Here is an 18,656-nt window from a genome sequence, read left to right on the forward strand (position 1 = left end):
GAAACAACTCTAATTTGTATTTTAGACTAACTTAGCAATAAATGCTAGTCTATTGATTATCAAATTAACTATTTTTGACAATTTTCTACAATTTTTGATATCTCATTAACAACTTCGTTGATACTTAATGAAGTTGTATCTAATTCAATTGCATCTTCCGCTTTAACTAATGGTGATACTTTACGATGAGAATCTTTGTAATCACGAAGTTCAATTTCTTTTTTTAATTCTTCTAAAGGTGTATGAATCCCCTTTTCAGCATTATCCTTAAATCTACGTTCAGCTCGTTCTGAAACACTTGCTATTAAGAATATTTTAACTTCAGCATCTGGAATTACCGTAGTTCCAATATCTCTACCATCCATAACAATACCACCATCATTGGCAATATCTTTTTGTCGTTTAACCAAAATAGAACGTACGTTAGTTAAAGCTGCAACTGTTGAAACTGAATTAGTAACATCCTCTTGCCTAATATCATTAGTAACTTCATCGCCATCAATAAAAACTAATTGTCCTTGTTCAGATGGTTTAAAAGTTATTTCTGTACTTTCTAGCATTTTCACTATTTTAGATTCATTATGTAGGTCTATCCCTAAACGCATAGCCTTCAATGTAGTTGATCGATACATTGCACCAGTATCACAATAAATATAAGAGAATTTTTTAGCAACTAATTTAGCAACCGTACTTTTACCAGCAGATGCCGGACCATCAATTGCTATTCTTAACTTCTTCATTTTTAAATACCACCTAATTTTTATCTAACTCTTAACTTTTGACCAGGGTGAATTTGAGATTCACTAGTTAAATTATTCAATCTCAATAGTTCACTTTCAGAAATACCAGCATTGGTAGCTACTCTATAAACTCCCTGACCAGGTAACACAGTAGCATATTTTTCACCATTAGATGAATTTTGCTGACTACTACTTTCTTTGTTAGCACTGGCACTAACACTACTACTGTTATTTTTTTCACTGTTTGTATCTTTAACTGAACTGCTAGTTTTTGAAGATTCGTTTTTTACATTCTCGCTAGCATTGTCAGATGTTGATTTTGTAGAGCTATCTTTACTTTTTGTGCTAATACTTGATGCAGAATTTTCACTAGATTCTATTTTATTAGAGCTGCTGGTAGATTTTTTAGAGCTACTATTTTGACTAGCTTTTTTACTATGACCATCTTTATGGTGATTATATGATGAAACTGAAATATTAGACACACTTTTATCTGATTGACTGGCACTACTGCTGTTATCAGGACTTTTTAGTATCCCAAATGCTAATGCAAACAGTGCAATCATTACAATAATTGTTACCAAAATAATAGTGGTTACTTTATTACTATTATTTTGTTTACGCATTTTAGACCTAGACAAGTTACCATCTTTGTCTCTGTAATCTTCAAAAGTCTCATTCCAAGGCTCTTTGTTTTTATCACTCAAAATCATAACCTCCAGATTAATTAAACTATTTATATATTAACATTATAAAACAAAGAATTAATAATATCTCTCCAATTGGTATGATTTTGATTTGATTTTACGATATTTTTATTAAATAGCCCCAAAAATTTTAAATCAACTGTTGAATTAGAAGCACAACATTTGTCATTATATTCAGAAAATTGTTCATCAAAATAATTTAATAAATACTTTCTTAAGCATCCCTGTAGATTAACATACTCATGTAAAGATTTTAAACCTATAATCTTTTGATGAACTAAATTATTAAATATGCTTATAACATAATTTTTGGAATAATCTCTAGAATAATAATATTTTAATAGTTTAATCTTTTCATCGTCATTCGAAGTTTTAGCAAATATTTTGGCATTATCAAAGAAAAAATTAATTTCATCAGTACTAGGAACATCACCTAAAGCTAATTTATTTGCCAAACCTATATCACTATCTTGATATAAAACAATTGAAATGCTCTGCTTACCGTCACGTCCAGCTCGACCAATTTCTTGCATATATTCTTCAAGTGTAGTTGGCAAATGATAATGAATGATAAACCTAATATTATTTTTATCAATTCCCATACCAAAAGCACTTGTAGCACAAACCAAATCTAATTTATTATTCATAAATTGTTGTTGAATACGGTATCGGTTATCATCACTTATTCCAGAATGATAGGCTTCTACGTTTAATGAAGTTTTAGCCTTAATTAAATCAGTAACTTGGTTAGCTACTTTTTTGCTAGAAAAATATATAATTCCCGGAACCTTTAATACACTAAGTAGCCTTATCAAATAGTTCTGCTTGGTTTCCAAAGAACTAAAAGTATGTGTATTTAAAAAGATATTATCCCGATTAACTGAACAACTAATCAATTCCACATTCTGCGGACTTAAATTTAATTTTTCAACTATATCAAACCTTGTTTTTTTAGATGCTGTAGCTGTTAACATTAACACTTGCTTGATATTTAAATTACGAATGACCGATGATAAATCTAAATATTCAGGTCTAAAGTCCAATCCCCATTGTGATATGCAGTGAGCTTCATCGATTACCAACAAATCGATACACAAACTTTTAAAAATTTCTTGAATTCCATGATCAGATAACATTTCCGGTGAAACATAGATATATTTATATTTTTTTATATTTCTTATGACAAAATGTTTTTCTTGATTGCTTAAAGTAGAATTAAAAGCAATTGAATTTTTGTAACCTAAATAATGCATTCTATTTACTTGATCTTGCATTAAAGAAATCAATGGAGAAACGATTAATATCGTATGGTTTCGCATCAATCCAAACATTTGATATATAAGCGTCTTTCCTGCACCAGTAGGCAAAATAGCCATAGCACTTTTACCCTTTAGCAAAGCATCCAAAACTTCTAATTGTCCTGGTCGAAAATCTTCATATCCAAAATTACTCTTTAAAACATGCTTTAAATGTTTTTTTAATTTATCATTCATCAATGCTTACTCCTGAATATTTGATAAAGTCTAAAGCCAAAAAAGCTGATATGAGTTTGCTTAATTGTAACAAAACTCCACTCATCAATATTACCTTTTAAATTATGCTTAAAAAATTTTATAGTTTCATTATTCAAAAATAAACTGTAAGGAAAAGCAGTCTTGGGTAAAACAATTGCTGCATTTAACAAGTGTTCTTTAACCGTATTAGTTTTAATGTGTTTAATATGAGCTATTTTGTTAATTGAATTTCCCTTTATCAATAATTTAAAAGTATCAAAAGATGCATTCCCCATTAATTGAATATCTAAATCACTTAATAGCGGATACAAGAAATTATAATCCTGATTTGCTTTTATAAAAATTATTAACTCACTAAAAAGATCTAACTGCATAAAGTATAGTTGCAGGGAAGTAACATTTAGTTGACTTTTTTGTTGTTCATTAGTTAAGGCAATCCTTTTATGACCAGTTAAAGCCGTAGCAAATTGTATAGCTCTCTGATTATCTAATGAGTCTGCAAAATTATACAGTAATCGATGCATTTTTAAAATAAAGTCTGTTTTTTTATTATTTTTAAACCAATTTTTTATTAAATTATATTCTAATATGTTCATTTGCAAAGGAAAATATTGTTTATTGTGAAAACTGTATTCCGATACAATTTGAACTGCTAGCAAAAAACGTTTGCTAAATTTAGCAACGTTATATTTTTGATAAACATCAAGATGCTTTGGTAAGTAATAATTATCGATTAAATTTTTTTGCCTATCTAAACCTAATTTAGTTAACAATAAATGTTTATTATCTTTGGAGCGTCTTAAATAACCACTTTTTTCTAATTTGTGTACTTTGCTCATGATGCTAAATTCTTTAAATTTACTAAATACTCCGCAATAATCTAATAATCTATAACGCATACCCCAAAATAGCGTAGAAACTGTTTTTCTACCAGCTAATAAGTTTTCAATCAACTTAGGTCGGCGGGGTTGATTATATGAGAAAAGAAATATTAAGAATTCATCATCAATTTTCATCTAAATTCCTCTTATATTTTTTATTATTTTTTTATATATTAGCATAAAAGTTAAAGTAACAATTAACCCTTTGATAATATTAAAAGGTACTACCGCATATAAAACCAAATCTTGCACACTGTAGGCAAATTTGAAGCCTATAACATTAATGTATAAAGGCGTTATAACAAAAAAGTTAAGTACCGACATAACTGCAGTTAAAGCTAACGTTGTAAATGTGGTTCCCAATATGATTTCTTTGATTCCATTAAATCTTTTAACAAAAAAAGTTACAGAAAACAAAATAATTAAACTAGAAATAAAAGAAGATCCTACTCCTATTAAATTAATAATAGATGGACCTGTAAAGATAAAGTAAAGCAATGATTTCAGCAAAGCAATCATAAATCCATCTTTTCTAGTAAAAGTTAATGCACCTATTAAAATAGGGATGTCACTAAAATCAATTGTCATATAACTCGCTATTGGTATAACCGGAAACTTAATATACATTAAAAAGAAAGCTAAACCACTTAAAATTGAAATAGTAACTAATCTTTTGACACTAAATTGCTTTATACTCATAAAAAAATCCCCTTCTGAATTAAAGAGGCTTATCTTCAAAAAAATCTCTAAGACTAAAAAGTCAAAGAGATTTTATGCACGGATAAATAAAATCTTCTTTATACCAGACTATACTGTCGGTTTTGGAATTACACCAAATCAACTATCTAAAGATAGGTCACGGACTATTACCGCCGGTCGGGAATTGCACCCTGCCCCGAAGACAAACCAATTATTTTATTTTAATAAATATAACATGTTTAATATTTTTAAATCAATTATTTAGTAGCCATTTCTATTAATTTATCCACTTCATATTTCTTTAATGGACGCCATTCACCGACTTTTAAACCTCTTAAGTTTAAGAATGCGTATGATTCACGTTTAAGTTTTTTAACTGGATGATTAACTGCCGCAAGCATATTTTTAACTTCGTGATTACGTCCCTCATGAATAGTCAATTGTATAACGGAAGTATTATTCTTAGGATTTTGTTCAATTAAATTAGTTTTAGCTTTAGCAGTCTTTTTACCCTTTATTTCCACTCCAACTCTTAGTTGTTTTAATTCTTCATTAGTGGGAATTCCTTCAACCTTAGCAACATAAGTTTTATTAACTTCATATTTAGGATGGGTTAGATAGTTATCAAAATCACCATCATTAGTCATTAATATTAAGCCAGAAGTATCGTAGTCTAATCGACCAACAGGATAAATTCTTTCATTTACTTCTGGGAAAAAATCCATAACTGTTTTACGTTTTTTCTCATCTCGAACTGATGATATAACTCCTCTAGGTTTATAAAGCAAGTAATAAACTAGTTCTTCTTTTCCAATTGGAACATTATCAACCATAACTTCATCAGATACACCCACTTTAGTCCCTAGTTCAGTTACCACTTTACCATTAACTTTAACTCTGCCACTTTGAATAATAACTTCTGACTTACGACGAGATGCTACTCCTGAGCGAGCCATTAATTTTTGTAGTCTTTCCACTCTCTTATTTCTCCTTTATATTTGTATTTGGTAAATCTTTCAAACTATTTAAGCCAAAAACTTCTAAAAATTTTTGGGTAGTAGCATACAATGTAGGATTTCCCAAAACATCTTTTTTACCATTCTTCAAAATCAAGTTCAAATCTAGTAATTTTTGAATTGTACGTGAACTATTAACTCCACGAATTTCATCAATTTCAATTCTAGTAATGGGTTGTTTATAAGCAATAATTGTTAGAGTTTCTAAATTAGATTGACTTAACTTAATACTATCTTTTCCAACTAAATCGGTAATTAAATTATTAACGCATGGTTTAGTAGCAAAACGATATTTATTAGCTGAATTAAGAATTAACAACCCACTATCTTGGTTATGAAGTAAATCGTCATTCAAATCATCAATAATTAATTTTATTTGATTGGCGTCTATTTTTATTAAATCAATAATTTGAGCTAACGAAATACCCTGGTTACCCGATGCATATATTAACGCTTCAATTTTACCTTTATTGCTTATCAATTTAAAATTTCACCCCAGCACAATTCAAGAAATGTTTGTCAAATACAATATATCATTATCTTGTGATAAACTAATTATTTTATTTTTAGACATCTGTAAAATTGCTAAAAAATTAGTAACTACCTCTTCTAATTCATATTCTTCATCAAATAAATCTAAAAAATTAATTTTATGACCAGGTTTTAACTTTTTGATAATGAATTTAGTTTGATTTTCTATCGAAAAATTCCATTTTTTAACATTATGAGAATTTGTAATGTTCTTTAATTTCTTTTTGTGCAACAATTCGTTATACATATTACTTAAAATATCAACATCCGCATTAAGTATGTTATCAGAAAATTTTAAATGATTAATGTTAGGTGTATAAAAACTAGCTTGATGATTTATTAATTTTTCCAAATCATTAGCAAGATTTTTGTAATGCTTATATTCCAAAAGTTGTTGAACTAAGTCTAATCTAGGATCATCATCAACTTCATTAAAGTCATCATCATACGTAGGTAATAACATTTTAGCCTTAATATTCATTAACTTGGCAGACATAACAAAGTATTCACCAGCTATGTTAATATTTAATTTTTTCATATGCTTTAAGTGTTCGTTATATTGATTTGTAATTTGAGAAATTTGAATATCATATATATCCATTTGTGAATCTTTTATGAGTTTTAATAACAGTTCTAGTGGACCTTCAAAATTATTTAAATGAACGTGCCACTCACTCTGCTGGTTCGTCATTTTTTCGTTTCTCCCATATTTCACAAATAGAGGTAGTGTCCATGGTACCAATAACTTTTTTGTCTATATATATGTGTGAAAGTGCATCAATCATAATACAACAGTTATTAATACTCCAAGATTCTGGAGTAAGAATAATTCTTCTTACGATAATATTCTTAGATTTCTCTTCTACTGAAATAAGTCCTGCCCAGTTATTTTCTTTGTTTCTCCAAAGATATATATTTCTAGAGTTACTATTTGAATACCATTCAATTTCTTCTTCAACAAAATCAATATCATTAACTTCAGGTAATAAACTAAGCATATCCATTGCAATTTTTTTATATTCATTTCGATACTTAAATAACAAACTTAACACCTCTTATCAATCAAATTTCAGGATGATATTTATCATATACCTCAGATAATCTATGATTAGATATATGCGTATAAATTTGAGTTGTTGAAATATCTGAATGTCCTAACAAATCTTGGACAATTCGTAGATCAGCCCCATTTTCTAAGATATGTGTTGCAAAAGAATGCCTTAAAGTATGTGGAGTTACATTTTTTTTAATGCCTGCTAGGCTAACATATTTCTTTATTTTCTGCCAAATGCTCTGTCTTGAAAGACCACTACCATGCGCATTCAAAAATAGAAATGGTGACCGACGATTTTTAAGTAAAATCGATCGACTATGATTAAGATATATATTTATCCATTTACTAGCAACGTCACCAATAGGAATAATTCTTTCTTTATTACCCTTACCTAAAGTCTGAATTAAGCCTACGTTCAAATGCAAATCTTCGAGCTTCAAATGCACTAGTTCACTTACTCTTAAACCTGTCGCATACATAACCTCGAAAATAGCTCTATCTCTAATTCCATATTTATTAGATGTGTCTGGTACAGCCAACAGTTTATCTACTTCTTCAGTAGTTAAAACCGCTGGTAAATGCTGTGCTCTTTTTGGAGTATCAACTTTAGACATAAAATCATCATCAATATATTTAAATTGAACTAAATATTTAGAAAATTTTCGCAAAGTTGATACAGATCTAATGATTGAATTACGTGACAGATTATTTTCGTTCATATGTTTCATATAATTTAAAATAGTATCTTCATCTAGTAATTCAAAGTTATTTACACTGTTTATATTTAAATAACTAATAAAATGTTTTAAATCTTGTCGGTAACTTTTTATAGTATTTATGGATAAACCACGTTCAATTTTTAAAAAATGTAAATAATCTTCTAGTAAATCGTTATCTATAATCTTTAAAATTATTGATCAAACTCTTTTCCCTTATCAGTTAAGTAAGTTCCATTTTCAGATTGAGCAATCAATCTATTCTTGAGCAGATGACCAATTGCACGTTTAAATTGACCTTTACTAATTCCAAAGAATTTCTTTATATCATCAGGATTACTTTTATCATTGTAAGGAATAGTAAAATCTTCAGCATTTTTTAAAACTGCCATTAGCATTTTAGCATCATCAGAAATAGCTTCATATGCTCTTGGACGCATTGAAAGATTCAAAGTTCCATCTGGATGGACTCCGATTACTCGAACAGATAGTCTTTCACCTAATCGTGGTTCTAACTCACGTTCACTAGGGTGTATAAAACCAATTCGATAATCATCAGTTAATACTTTGGTACCAGCTAATTTTAATCTAAATGCAGTTGCTTTTAAATTAAAGTTCATCATATTTTTGTTTCCTGGAATAGAAATAGCCTTAAATACATCTTCATCAGCTAATTCACCCCAAATTCGATTTTTATTATCAATTTTTAAAGCAATCATAACTTTGTCACCACGTTGTGGCCACAAAGATTTAATAGTTGGTAAATCATCAAGGGATACTGCAATATCTTTATTAGGTAATCCTATATCTACAAAGACTCCTAGTCCAAATTTACTATTTACAATTGTTCCAAAAGCATAGTGATCTTGTTGCGATTTAGGCGCATTTCTAGTAATTTGCATCTTATGATCTTCGTTTTCATAAGCAAAGCCCTTAAAATTACTACCTAATTTTAAAGGTTTAACAATTTCTTTTTTGTCTAGAAAAAAAGTTTCTCCTTCTATTTGTACAAAATATCGTTTATCATTTTCGTCAGTAACTTTACCAGAAACTATCTTACCTAGAATGTTATTCATTAAAAAACCTCTTTCAATAATATATACGCTAATTTTACACTGGAATGAATACAAAGCAAAGTGCAAAAAGCGTTATGTAAAATAAAAGGACACGCCTTAGCGTGTCCTTTTAAAAATCATCTATTATAGTGAGTTTGCTGCACCATGATAAACGATACCACGTTGTGCATCTACTGTAATAGTTTCACCATCAGAAATTTTTTCTGTAGCATTGTTAGCACCAACAATAACTGGAATTCCCATAGAAATACCAACTACTGCTGCGTGTGATGTCAATCCACCATCTTCAACAATGATAGCACTAGCTTTCTTCATTGCTGGTAGATAATCTTTGTTAGTATTCTTAGCTACTAACACGCCACCGTCTACAGCCTTGCTGTTTGCGTCGGCAGCGTTACTTGCTAAAAAAGCTTTACCAATAACGGCTTTGTCACCGATTCCTTGACCTTGAGTCAATTTTGAACCGATTAACTTAACACGCATAACGTTAGTAGTACCTTTTTCGCCAACTGGAATACCAGCAACGATTAATACTAAGTCGCCTTCTTTAGCTAAACCAGTTTCAACGGCCTTGTTTGCAGCAAAGTCAAACATACCATCAGTAGTTTCTGGTTTTTCAACAACGATTGGTTGAACACCCCAGTTAATTGTTAAACCACGACGTGTACGGTCATCAAATGTCAATGCTAAAATATCAGCATTAGGACGGTATTTAGAAATCATACGTGCAGAGTAACCAGTTGAAGTAGATGTAACAATAGTTTTAATACCTAAGTCTTTAGCTAAAGCAGCTGCTTCTTTACCAAAGGCTTCAGTAACATCACCATTGTCGAATGCTGGACGAGCATCTGCATAAGTATCATAATGTTCTTCAGCTTTTTCATCTAATTTTCTCATCATATCTACGGCCTTAGCTGGGTACTTACCATTAGCACTTTCACCTGAAAGCATAGTAGCATCAGTACCACTGAATACAGCGTATTCAACATCTGAAGCTTCAGCACGAGTAGGACGAGGGTTTTCAATCATTGAATCTAACATTTGAGTAGCAGTAATAACTGGTTTACCCATTTCGTTACATCTGTGGATCAAGTGTTTTTGAACGATTGGAACATTTTCTGCTGGAATTTCAACAGCCATGTCACCACGAGCAATCATTAAACCATCAGACACATTCATGATATCTTCAAAGTTGTCGATACCTTCTTGTGATTCAATCTTAGGGAAAATTTGAACATCTTCCATGTGTTGTTCTTCAAGTAAAGTACGGATGTCAAGAACATCTTGTGGCTTTCTTACGAAAGAAGCAGCAATAAAGTTAATGTTCATTTTTTCAAGACCAAAACGAATATCGCTTGAATCTTTTTCAGTAATACCTGGTAAGTTAATTGAAACACCAGGAGCATCAACAGTTTTACGTGAACCTAGAAGTGCATCGTTTTGAGCAGTAACAACTAATTCTTTATTAGTTTCATCTTTTTCGTCAACAACAGTATCTAAAATACCATCATCAAACAAGATATGACCGCCAACTTTAACATCATCTAGTAATCCAGGATATGTTACAGCAATTTTATCTTTAGTTCCATCAAGACTTTCGTCCATAGAAATTCTGAATTGGTCACCAGTGTTGTATTGAATTTTACCGTCTTTTTGAACAGTAGTACGAATTTCAGCACCTTTAGTATCAAGCATGATACCAACTGTTTTACCAGTTCTCTTTTCAGCTTCATGCACCTTGTTCAAACGATCAAAATGTTCTTCATGGTCACCGTGTGAGAAGTTAAATCGAAAAATATTAGCTCCTGCTTCGATCAACTTAACGATAGTATCGACGTCGGTACTAGCAGGTCCTAAAGTACTTACGATCTTTGTTTTCTTCATAAGTCAAAATCTCTCCTTTTATTTTGCAACTAGTTAATTTAGCTTCATAAAAAACTAATATAAACCAACTACATAATTAGAATTCAACATAATTGTATCACTTTTTAAAAAGTATGTCTGCTATGGATTACCTGTTTTTTGTAATTTATTGTACAAAAATCATTTATAAATAGCATTATCTTTTCCTAAAATAAGTTTTAACGAATCGATAGCCGAATTGGTCCCATTTATTTGGTAAGGCTCTCGTAAAATCCTAGTGGAATCATCACTATCTCTATGAATTATTATAGGTATTTTACCAAGATTGTTTTGTATAATAAAATACAATTTACGCCAAGTTTCCTTAGAATCATGTTGATTATCAATCTTTAAATATAACTTCTTGGTAGAATGCTTTTCAGGCTTAGGATAATTAATTGCTAAATTAATTGTTCGAGCAATTAATTGTTTTGAACCATTATTTTTAGAATCTACATCGACTTTTCCATTAATTAAAATAACTTTACTAGTTTTTAAATAACTCTTACATTTCAAAAAAGCATTAGGAAAAACCACCACACTATAACTACTACTCATGTCTGAACCATTCAAGAAAGCCATCTCTTGTCCCTTTTTAGTACGAATAACTTTAATATTATTAATAAAAAACAAAGTGTTAACGTAACTATCAACTGCTGGAAATTCGTCACTGAAAGTTAATTTATACTGTCTTCGCAAATATAAATACTGTTCTACTGGATGTCCAGAAAGATACACGCCTAAAATTTCTAGTTCCTTATTTAGTTTATTGCTCAAAGATATCTCGTTAAAATGTCTTACTTTAGGTTTTAAGTTATTAAATAAAGTAATTGAATTGCCAGATAAATTAATTGAACTAATAAATTCGGGAATAGCATTTAAAAGCTCCGCATGATTGTATCCAAAATCATTTAAAGCCCCTGAATAAACTAGTAGCTCAAGTAACTCTGGTTTTCTGAATTTTTTATCAATTCGTCTAATAAAGTTTTCCAAATTAGTATACTTACCATTGTCAGATCTTTCACTAATTATAAATCTTATGAAATCAGTTCTTAACCCCTTAATAGACCTGAAACCAAATACCAAATTGTTATTTTTTATGGTAAACATTTCTTCACTTAAATTAATATTGGGTCCTGCTATTTTAACGTTTCTAGCTTTAGCCTCATTAAAATATATCTTGGTCTTGACAGCATTATTAAGTACTGAATTAAAAATATTGGTATAAAAGGCTAATGGATAATGAACTTTCAAGTAAGCTAATTGAAAAGCCATTTTACTGTAAGCATAAGCATGTGATTTATTAAATCCATAGCTGGCAAATTGATCAATATAAGAAAATGTTTTTTCAGCAGTGTCGATAGAAAAACCTTTACTTAAAGCGCCATTAACAAATTTATCATGTATATTATCCATAACTGATTGTTTCTTCTTGCTCATTGCACGTCTTAAAATGTCAGCTTCACCCAAAGTGAATCCAGCCATGGCAGAAGCTAATTGCATAACTTGTTCTTGATACACAATTATTCCAAACGTTGGCTGTAATATTTTTTTCAATTGTGTATCCGAATTAATTTGATAGTTGTCATTTTTTCTCTTAATAAAATTATCAATATTATGCATTGGACCTGGTCGATAAAGAGCATCTACTGCTGCTATTAATTCAAAACTATTGGGTTTTAATTTTCGCAAGACGTTTTTTATTCCACTCGACTCAAATTGAAAAACTCCATTAGTTTGGCCTTTTTGAAAACAATTAATAGTATCAATGTCATTTAAATTAATTTGATTAACTTTTAAATACTTACCAGTAAGTTTATAAATGGTATCTACAATATGAGCAATTAATGATAAATTTCGCAAACCTAAAAAATCCATTTTCAACAGACCTACTTGCTCTACATAGTTTTTTGAATATTGTGTCATTAATAAACCTTCATTTCCCATTTGTACTGGCGCATTATTAATTAATTTATTAGCACTAATAATAACTCCGGCTGCATGAGTAGAATAATGTCTGGGAATTCCTTCTAATTTAAGTGAAACATCAAAAATAAGTTGATTAATTCTATTATCACTCACTAAATTAGACAATTTTTTAGACTGTTTAATGGCTTCTGAAAGCTTAATGTTAAGTTGAGTTGGAATTGCATCACTCCATTTACTCATTTGCATAGAATTCAAACCAAATACTCTACCTACATCCCTAACTACCTGTTTTGCTGATAAAGTTCCAAATGTAACTATTTGAGAAACATAGTCATCACCATACTTATTATGAACATAATTCAAAATTTCATTACGCTTATCATCTGGAATATCTAAATCAATGTCTGGCATTTGTGCTCGCTCTTCATTTAAAAATCTTTCAAATAGCAACCCATATCGAATAGGGTCAACATCAGTAATTTTTAATGCATAAGAAACAAGGGAGCCTGCCGCAGAACCCCTTCCTGGTCCAGTCATAATATTATGTTGATGTAAATAATTAATAACATCCCAAACAATTAAAAAATAATCATTAAACCCCATTCGATTGATTACGGTTAGTTCTTGTGTCAGTCGTTGTTTATATTTTAATACTATATTTTTGTCAATTTCACCCTGCTTAATTCGTGATCGTAAACCATCTTCACAAAGCTTTTGTAAAAACTGTGCTGATGATAAATGTAAATCATTTTTAAATTTTGGCAATTGTGGCTGTTGTTTCACAATTTTTAAATTACATGCCTTGCTAATATAATCATTTGAAACTAACGCTGAATTTAGGCCTTGCTTATCAAATAATTTATACATTTCATCACAGTTACGTAGCCATGCACTACCTAAAATGTGACTACTTTCTAATGGATCCACTATTTTTTGACCACTATCAATTGAATTTAACACATCCACTGCAAAATAATCATTAGCATTTAAATATTTAACCGGTGATAAAGCAACTGTGCTAGTTTGAGTATTTTTAGACAAATTAGAGATGATTTGAATCAAATTATCTGATGTATTAATGTCTAAACCAAAATAAAGTGATTGTTTATCCATATTTAATTTCAATTTATGAATATAATCAATGGCTAAATTTTTTTGTCCACGCATTAGTAAAGAAAAGATTTCAGAATTTTTCGGTATAACAATAAAAAGATTATTTAAATATGACTTGATATCATTCAATGTTAACTTAGCATCTAAATTATTACGATTTTCAGTCATTTTTAAACTAGATATTTTCATTAAGTTTTTGTAACCTTCAAAATTTTTAGCTAACAATATAAGCTCAAATGATTGATCAAAAATTTCCATCCCCATCAGTTCAATAGTAAGCCCTATAATGGGTTTAACATCATTTTTTAGACATTCATCATAAAATTCTATAGCTCCATACATAACATTTTTATCTGTTAAAGCTAAACTTCGATAACCCTTTTCCTTAGCGTCTAATACTAATTTCTTTATGGATATATTACTTTGGAGTAAACTATAGGAACTTATGACCTGTAATGGGGTATAACTCATAAAATCATCCTTTCTCATTGATTAAATTATAACAAAGTTATCTTATTTTTTTGATATGAATAGTTTGTTTGAATTTTTATATGATTTTATGCTAAAATCTTAATGAATTGCGAGGTGGATATAATGCGTTTTATTTCTGCAAATTTAACAATTATTTTCTGGTCAGCAGTATTTGGTGAAGTTATTGGTTATATCTCAAGTGACTTAACTTCATTACCTTATTCTGCAACACAGATAGCAATTGTTACTGTATTAACTGCTGTTATCTTAGTAAACGGTATTAACCTAATGATGGATAAAAAAGCAGTTGAAAAATAAAAAGGTTTGAACATTTACATGTCCAAGCCTTTTTATTTTGTATTTTTTATTCAAAAATTAATTTGTCGTCTTTTAAATTAATTTGAACCTTAGAATTGTCTTTAACTTTACCAGCAATAATCAACTTAGCTAATGGAGTTTCAACGTAACGAGTAATAAATCTTTGTAATGGTCTAGCACCGTATTGAGGTTGATAACCCTTTTTAGCAATCCAATTAATTGCATCATCACTAATCTTAATTTGAATCGATTGTTCTAAAGTACGTTTAGACAACTTACTAATTACTTTCTTAACAATCAATTTAACGTCATCTAATGACAATGGTTTGAAAGTAATAACATCATCAATTCGATTTAAAAATTCAGGTTTAAATTTAGTTTTTAATAAAGCGTCAACCGATTTCTTGGCATCTTCACTAATGTTTCCATTATCATCAGTTCCACTAAGTAAAATATCAGAACCAAGATTTGAAGTCATAATTAAGATAGTGTTTTTAAAGTCAATTGTACGTCCTTGACCATCAGTAAGACGCCCATCATCCAATACTTGTAACAAAATATTAAATACATCTGGATGAGCTTTTTCGATTTCATCAAATAAAACAATGGTATATGGATCACGTCGAACAGCTTCAGTCAACTGTCCACCTTCTTCATAACCTACATAGCCTGGTGCAGCTCCTACTAGTCGAGAAACTGATTCTTTTTCCATATATTCAGACATATCAATTCTTACCATATGATTTTCTGAATCAAACAGATTTTCAGCCAAAGCCTTTGCTAATTCCGTCTTACCTACACCTGTTGGTCCTAAGAATAAGAAAGAACCTAGTGGTTTACTTGGGTCTTGTAAACCTGCTCTTGACCTTAAAACTGCATCAGAAACTGCTTCAACTGCCTCATCTTGGCCAACCACACGTTTGTGTAAATTCTTATCTAAATTCAATAATTTTGCACGTTCACCTTGCATCAAACGTTGAACTGGAATGCCAGTTTCACGACTTAAAACATTTGCAATTTCATTTTGCGTTACAGATTCACTAACTAACCAATCATTAGAATGATCTTGTTTTTCCATATCAGCTAGTTCTTGTTCTAATTCAGGAATAGTTCCATGTTTTAAAATTGCCGCTTGATTTAAATCATAGTTACTCTCAGCTTGTTGCAAATCATTTTTGGCTTTATCTAATTCGCGCTTTTTATCGCCCAATTTTTTAATAGCATCTTTTTCACGTTGCCAACGAGCATTTAAATTATTAACCTTTTCTTTGGTTTCAGCTAACTCAGGAGTCAGTTTAGATAAACGTTGTTTAGAGGCATCGTCAGTTTCATTTTTCAATGCAGCTTGTTCAACTTCTTGACGAATCAATTGACGATTAGCTTGATCTAACTCGGTAGGACTGGAATTCATTTCCACTCGAATGGTAGATGAAGCTTCATCTACTAAATCAATAGCTTTATCCGGTAAATAACGATCAGTAATATAACGGTCAGCTAGTTTAGCAGCTGAAACTAAAGCATTATCATGAATTCTTACTCCGTGATGAATTTCTAGACGTTCCTTAATTCCACGTAAAATAGTAATCGTGTCATCTACTGAAGGTTCTTTCACCATTACTCTTTGGAAACGTCTTTCCAAAGCCTTATCTTTTTCCATATATTTACGATATTCATCAACGGTTGTTGCACCAATTAAATGCAATTCACCACGCGCTAACATTGGTTTCAAAATGTTTCCCGCATCCATGCTACCTTCAGTCTTACCAGCACCAACGATATTATGAATTTCATCAATAAACATGATGATTTGGCCTTCAGATTTTTTAACCGCTTTTAATACTGCTTTCAAACGCTCTTCAAATTGTCCACGATATTTAGCACCGGCAATTAAAGAACTCATATCTAGTTCAAACAATGATTTATCTTTTAAATTATCCGGTACGTCGTTAACAGCAATTCTTTTAGCTAATCCCTCAACAATAGCAGTTTTACCTACTCCAGGATCTCCCAAAAGAATTGGATTATTTTTGGTCATTCTAGATAGAATACGAATTACATCTAAAATTTCTTCATCTCGACCAATAATTGGTCCTAATTTACCAGCCCTAGCTTCTTTAACTAAATCAGTCCCATACTTTTCTAAAGCTTGAAAAGTTTCTTCTTGATTTTTAGAAGTCACTTTTTCACCTCCACGAATTTGTTTAACAATATTAAGAATTAATTTCTTATCAATTCCATTATTTTTTAAGTAGTCGGTTAATTTACAACCACTTAAATCCATAAGTGCAATCGCTAATGTATCGATTGCAATATATTGATCACCTAAAGCTTCTTTTTCTTTATCTGCATTTTGTAGTAACGAAAGCATATTAGTTGATAAAGATTGTCCATAATTAACATTAGAACCCTCCACTACGGAAATGGAATCAAGTTCATGGTCAATTTCTGTTTCTAATTGATCAAGATTTAATTTTGCTTCAGAGAATATTTGACGAACTAATTCTCCCGGTTGAATTAAAAATTTAAATAAATGTGCAATACTTATATCTTGGTGTTTACGATTATTAGCTACCTTTTGTGCTTCAGCTAATGCTTGATTAACTGATTCTGTAAAATTTTCTGGATTCATATATCTTCACCCACTTTAAAATAAAAAATACTTAGTAAGTCATAATTTATGACCTATAAGTATTTTATCAAAAGTAATTATCAGATAAAAATATTTTGACCTTTTTTGACCTAAATATTTTTAGTATTCAATTTAGCAACTTCAATAATTAAATCAACTGCTTTTTCCATGGTTTGTAATGATACATACTCAAAACGACCATGCATATTTTCGCCACCAGCAAATAAGTTAGGTGTTGGAATCCCCATAAATGAAATTTTAGATCCATCAGTTCCACCACGTACTGGAAATATATTAGGTTTAATGTCTAAATTAAGCATAGCCTGTTTAGCTAAATCTACAACGGTCATATCTTTTTTAATAACCTCAGCCATATTGTAATATTGATCTTTAAGCGTCAATTGAATTCTTTGGCCAGAATATTGAGCATTAATTGTATTCACAATGCCTTGAAATAATTGTTTTCGACTTTCAAATGCATCTCGATCATGATCTCTAATTATATAATTTAAAACTGCTTGATCAGGAGTTCCATGCATATCAGTTAAAAAGAAAAATCCTTCTCGTCCATCAGTCAACTCTGGACGATCGTGTTTTGGAAGTTGATTATGAAAATCCATTCCCAGTTGAAGCGCATTAACCATAATGCCCTTAGCTTCAGCAGGGTGTACATCCGTTCCTGATATAACTAACTTAGCACTAGCAGCATTAAAAGTTTCATACTGTAAATCTCCTAATGGCCCACCATCTACAGTGTATGCAATATCAGCATTAAAATCTTGAACATCAAAATGATCTGCACCAGTACCAATTTCTTCATCTGGACCAAAGCCTATAATAATCTCACCATGTGGAACTTCTGGATGATCAATTAAATATTGCACAGCAGTAATAATTTCAGTTACTCCTGCTTTATCGTCTGCGCCAAGTAATGTATTACCATCAGTAGTAATTAAAGTGTCACCTACATATTTATTTAAGCTTTTAAATACTTGTGGGTCTAAGCGGTATTCACTAGTACCTAATTTAATAACATTACCGTCATAACGTTCTATAACCTGTGGATTAATATTTTCTGAATTAAAATCAGCCGTATCAACATGGGCTATAAATCCGATTTTAGGTAAATAACCTTCTACGTTAGATGGTAAATTAGCAAATAAATATCCACTTTGTGAGTTAATTCTAACGTTGTCTAAACCTATAGATGTCAATTCGTCTTTTAGCATATCAATAAAAATTACTTCTCGTTTAGAAGACGGTATACTTTCACTTTGCTCATCAGATTGAGTATTTATTTTCACATATTTTAAAAATCTATTGAGCATATCATTATAACTATTCATAAAACAAAATCCTC

At 30.3% G+C, this 18,656-nt stretch carries 16 protein-coding genes and 1 riboswitch; of the genes, 1 reads left to right on the forward strand and 15 read right to left on the reverse strand.

What is annotated here, in order from left to right:
• Positions 1–68: 68 nt before the first annotated feature.
• The 13 genes from cmk to dnaE form a co-directional block, all read right to left on the reverse strand.
• A complete protein-coding gene (cmk, locus tag K5Q11_RS01500) occupies positions 69–740 on the reverse strand; it encodes a (d)CMP kinase (protein ID WP_220750985.1) in 672 nt (223 codons plus the stop codon).
• A gap of 20 nt (positions 741–760) precedes the next feature.
• Positions 761–1,447 carry a LysM peptidoglycan-binding domain-containing protein gene (locus tag K5Q11_RS01505; protein WP_220750986.1) on the reverse strand — a complete coding sequence of 229 codons (687 nt, stop codon included), beginning with the start codon at positions 1,445–1,447 and terminating at the stop codon, positions 761–763.
• 29 nt (positions 1,448–1,476) lie between these two features.
• On the reverse strand, positions 1,477–2,940 hold the full coding sequence (locus tag K5Q11_RS01510; protein ID WP_220750987.1) for a RecQ family ATP-dependent DNA helicase: 1,464 nt from the start codon (positions 2,938–2,940) through the stop codon (positions 1,477–1,479).
• Positions 2,940–3,977, reverse strand: coding sequence for a helix-turn-helix domain-containing protein (locus tag K5Q11_RS01515; protein WP_220750988.1), 1,038 nt, complete (start codon positions 3,975–3,977; stop codon positions 2,940–2,942). The genes K5Q11_RS01510 and K5Q11_RS01515 overlap by 1 nt, the downstream gene beginning before the upstream one ends.
• Positions 3,978–4,541 carry an ECF transporter S component gene (locus tag K5Q11_RS01520; protein ID WP_220727794.1) on the reverse strand — a complete coding sequence of 188 codons (564 nt, stop codon included), beginning with the start codon at positions 4,539–4,541 and terminating at the stop codon, positions 3,978–3,980.
• A gap of 87 nt (positions 4,542–4,628) precedes the next feature.
• A riboswitch (FMN riboswitch) is annotated at positions 4,629–4,749 on the reverse strand.
• Between the two features lie 49 nt (positions 4,750–4,798).
• On the reverse strand, positions 4,799–5,518 hold the full coding sequence (locus K5Q11_RS01525) for a pseudouridine synthase (protein ID WP_220727793.1): 720 nt from the start codon (positions 5,516–5,518) through the stop codon (positions 4,799–4,801).
• Positions 5,519–5,522: 4 nt separating this feature from the next.
• The gene (scpB, locus tag K5Q11_RS01530) at positions 5,523–6,038 is read right to left on the reverse strand and encodes an SMC-Scp complex subunit ScpB (protein WP_220727792.1); all 516 of its coding nucleotides are present in this window, start codon (positions 6,036–6,038) and stop codon (positions 5,523–5,525) included.
• 24 nt (positions 6,039–6,062) lie between these two features.
• On the reverse strand, positions 6,063–6,779 hold the full coding sequence (locus tag K5Q11_RS01535) for a segregation and condensation protein A (protein WP_220727791.1): 717 nt from the start codon (positions 6,777–6,779) through the stop codon (positions 6,063–6,065).
• Positions 6,760–7,131, reverse strand: a complete 372-nt coding sequence (locus K5Q11_RS01540; RefSeq protein WP_220750989.1) for a riboflavin biosynthesis protein RibT — start codon at positions 7,129–7,131, stop codon at positions 6,760–6,762. Before K5Q11_RS01540 ends, K5Q11_RS01535 begins: the two co-directional genes overlap by 20 nt.
• Positions 7,132–7,150: 19 nt before the next feature.
• Positions 7,151–8,053: a site-specific tyrosine recombinase XerD gene (xerD, locus tag K5Q11_RS01545; protein ID WP_373310649.1), complete on the reverse strand. Its 903-nt coding sequence runs from the start codon at positions 8,051–8,053 to the stop codon at positions 7,151–7,153.
• Entirely contained in the window at positions 8,053–8,934 is an 882-nt protein-coding gene (locus K5Q11_RS01550; RefSeq protein WP_220727789.1) for a CvfB family protein, read from the reverse strand. Before K5Q11_RS01550 ends, xerD begins: the two co-directional genes overlap by 1 nt.
• Before the next feature lie 123 nt (positions 8,935–9,057).
• Positions 9,058–10,818, reverse strand: coding sequence for a pyruvate kinase (gene pyk, locus K5Q11_RS01555; RefSeq protein ID WP_220727788.1), 1,761 nt, complete (start codon positions 10,816–10,818; stop codon positions 9,058–9,060).
• A gap of 159 nt (positions 10,819–10,977) precedes the next feature.
• Positions 10,978–14,349, reverse strand: a complete 3,372-nt coding sequence (gene dnaE / locus K5Q11_RS01560) for a DNA polymerase III subunit alpha (RefSeq protein WP_220750990.1) — start codon at positions 14,347–14,349, stop codon at positions 10,978–10,980.
• A 123-nt stretch (positions 14,350–14,472) separates the two neighbouring features.
• Between dnaE and K5Q11_RS01565 the strand changes: the two genes are divergently transcribed.
• Positions 14,473–14,667: a DUF2929 family protein gene (locus tag K5Q11_RS01565; protein WP_220727786.1), complete on the forward strand. Its 195-nt coding sequence runs from the start codon at positions 14,473–14,475 to the stop codon at positions 14,665–14,667.
• A 46-nt stretch (positions 14,668–14,713) separates the two neighbouring features.
• Here K5Q11_RS01565 and clpB read toward each other — a convergent pair whose 3' ends face one another.
• Positions 14,714–17,296, reverse strand: coding sequence for an ATP-dependent chaperone ClpB (gene clpB / locus K5Q11_RS01570; protein WP_220727785.1), 2,583 nt, complete (start codon positions 17,294–17,296; stop codon positions 14,714–14,716).
• A gap of 110 nt (positions 17,297–17,406) precedes the next feature.
• Entirely contained in the window at positions 17,407–18,642 is a 1,236-nt protein-coding gene (pepT, locus tag K5Q11_RS01575) for a peptidase T (protein WP_220727784.1), read from the reverse strand.
• Positions 18,643–18,656 lie beyond the last annotated feature (14 nt).

The organism is Apilactobacillus xinyiensis (assembly GCF_019656235.1).
Taxonomy (GTDB): domain Bacteria; phylum Bacillota; class Bacilli; order Lactobacillales; family Lactobacillaceae; genus Apilactobacillus; species Apilactobacillus xinyiensis.

What these genes read in the sequence shown, in the direction of transcription:
- cmk (WP_220750985.1), bottom strand. Translation starts at nt 740, where the DNA reads ATGAAGAAGTTAAGAATAGCAATTGATGGTCCGGCATCTGCTGGTAAA.
- K5Q11_RS01510 (WP_220750987.1), bottom strand. Translation starts at nt 2,940, where the DNA reads ATGAATGATAAATTAAAAAAACATTTAAAGCATGTTTTAAAGAGTAAT.
- K5Q11_RS01515 (WP_220750988.1), bottom strand. Translation starts at nt 3,977, where the DNA reads ATGAAAATTGATGATGAATTCTTAATATTTCTTTTCTCATATAATCAA.
- K5Q11_RS01520 (WP_220727794.1), bottom strand. Translation starts at nt 4,541, where the DNA reads ATGAGTATAAAGCAATTTAGTGTCAAAAGATTAGTTACTATTTCAATT.
- K5Q11_RS01535 (WP_220727791.1), bottom strand. Translation starts at nt 6,779, where the DNA reads ATGACGAACCAGCAGAGTGAGTGGCACGTTCATTTAAATAATTTTGAA.
- K5Q11_RS01550 (WP_220727789.1), bottom strand. Translation starts at nt 8,934, where the DNA reads ATGAATAACATTCTAGGTAAGATAGTTTCTGGTAAAGTTACTGACGAA.
- pyk (WP_220727788.1), bottom strand. Translation starts at nt 10,818, where the DNA reads ATGAAGAAAACAAAGATCGTAAGTACTTTAGGACCTGCTAGTACCGAC.
- dnaE (WP_220750990.1), bottom strand. Translation starts at nt 14,349, where the DNA reads ATGAGTTATACCCCATTACAGGTCATAAGTTCCTATAGTTTACTCCAA.
- K5Q11_RS01565 (WP_220727786.1), top strand. Translation starts at nt 14,473, where the DNA reads ATGCGTTTTATTTCTGCAAATTTAACAATTATTTTCTGGTCAGCAGTA.
- clpB (WP_220727785.1), bottom strand. Translation starts at nt 17,296, where the DNA reads ATGAATCCAGAAAATTTTACAGAATCAGTTAATCAAGCATTAGCTGAA.
- pepT (WP_220727784.1), bottom strand. Translation starts at nt 18,642, where the DNA reads ATGAATAGTTATAATGATATGCTCAATAGATTTTTAAAATATGTGAAA.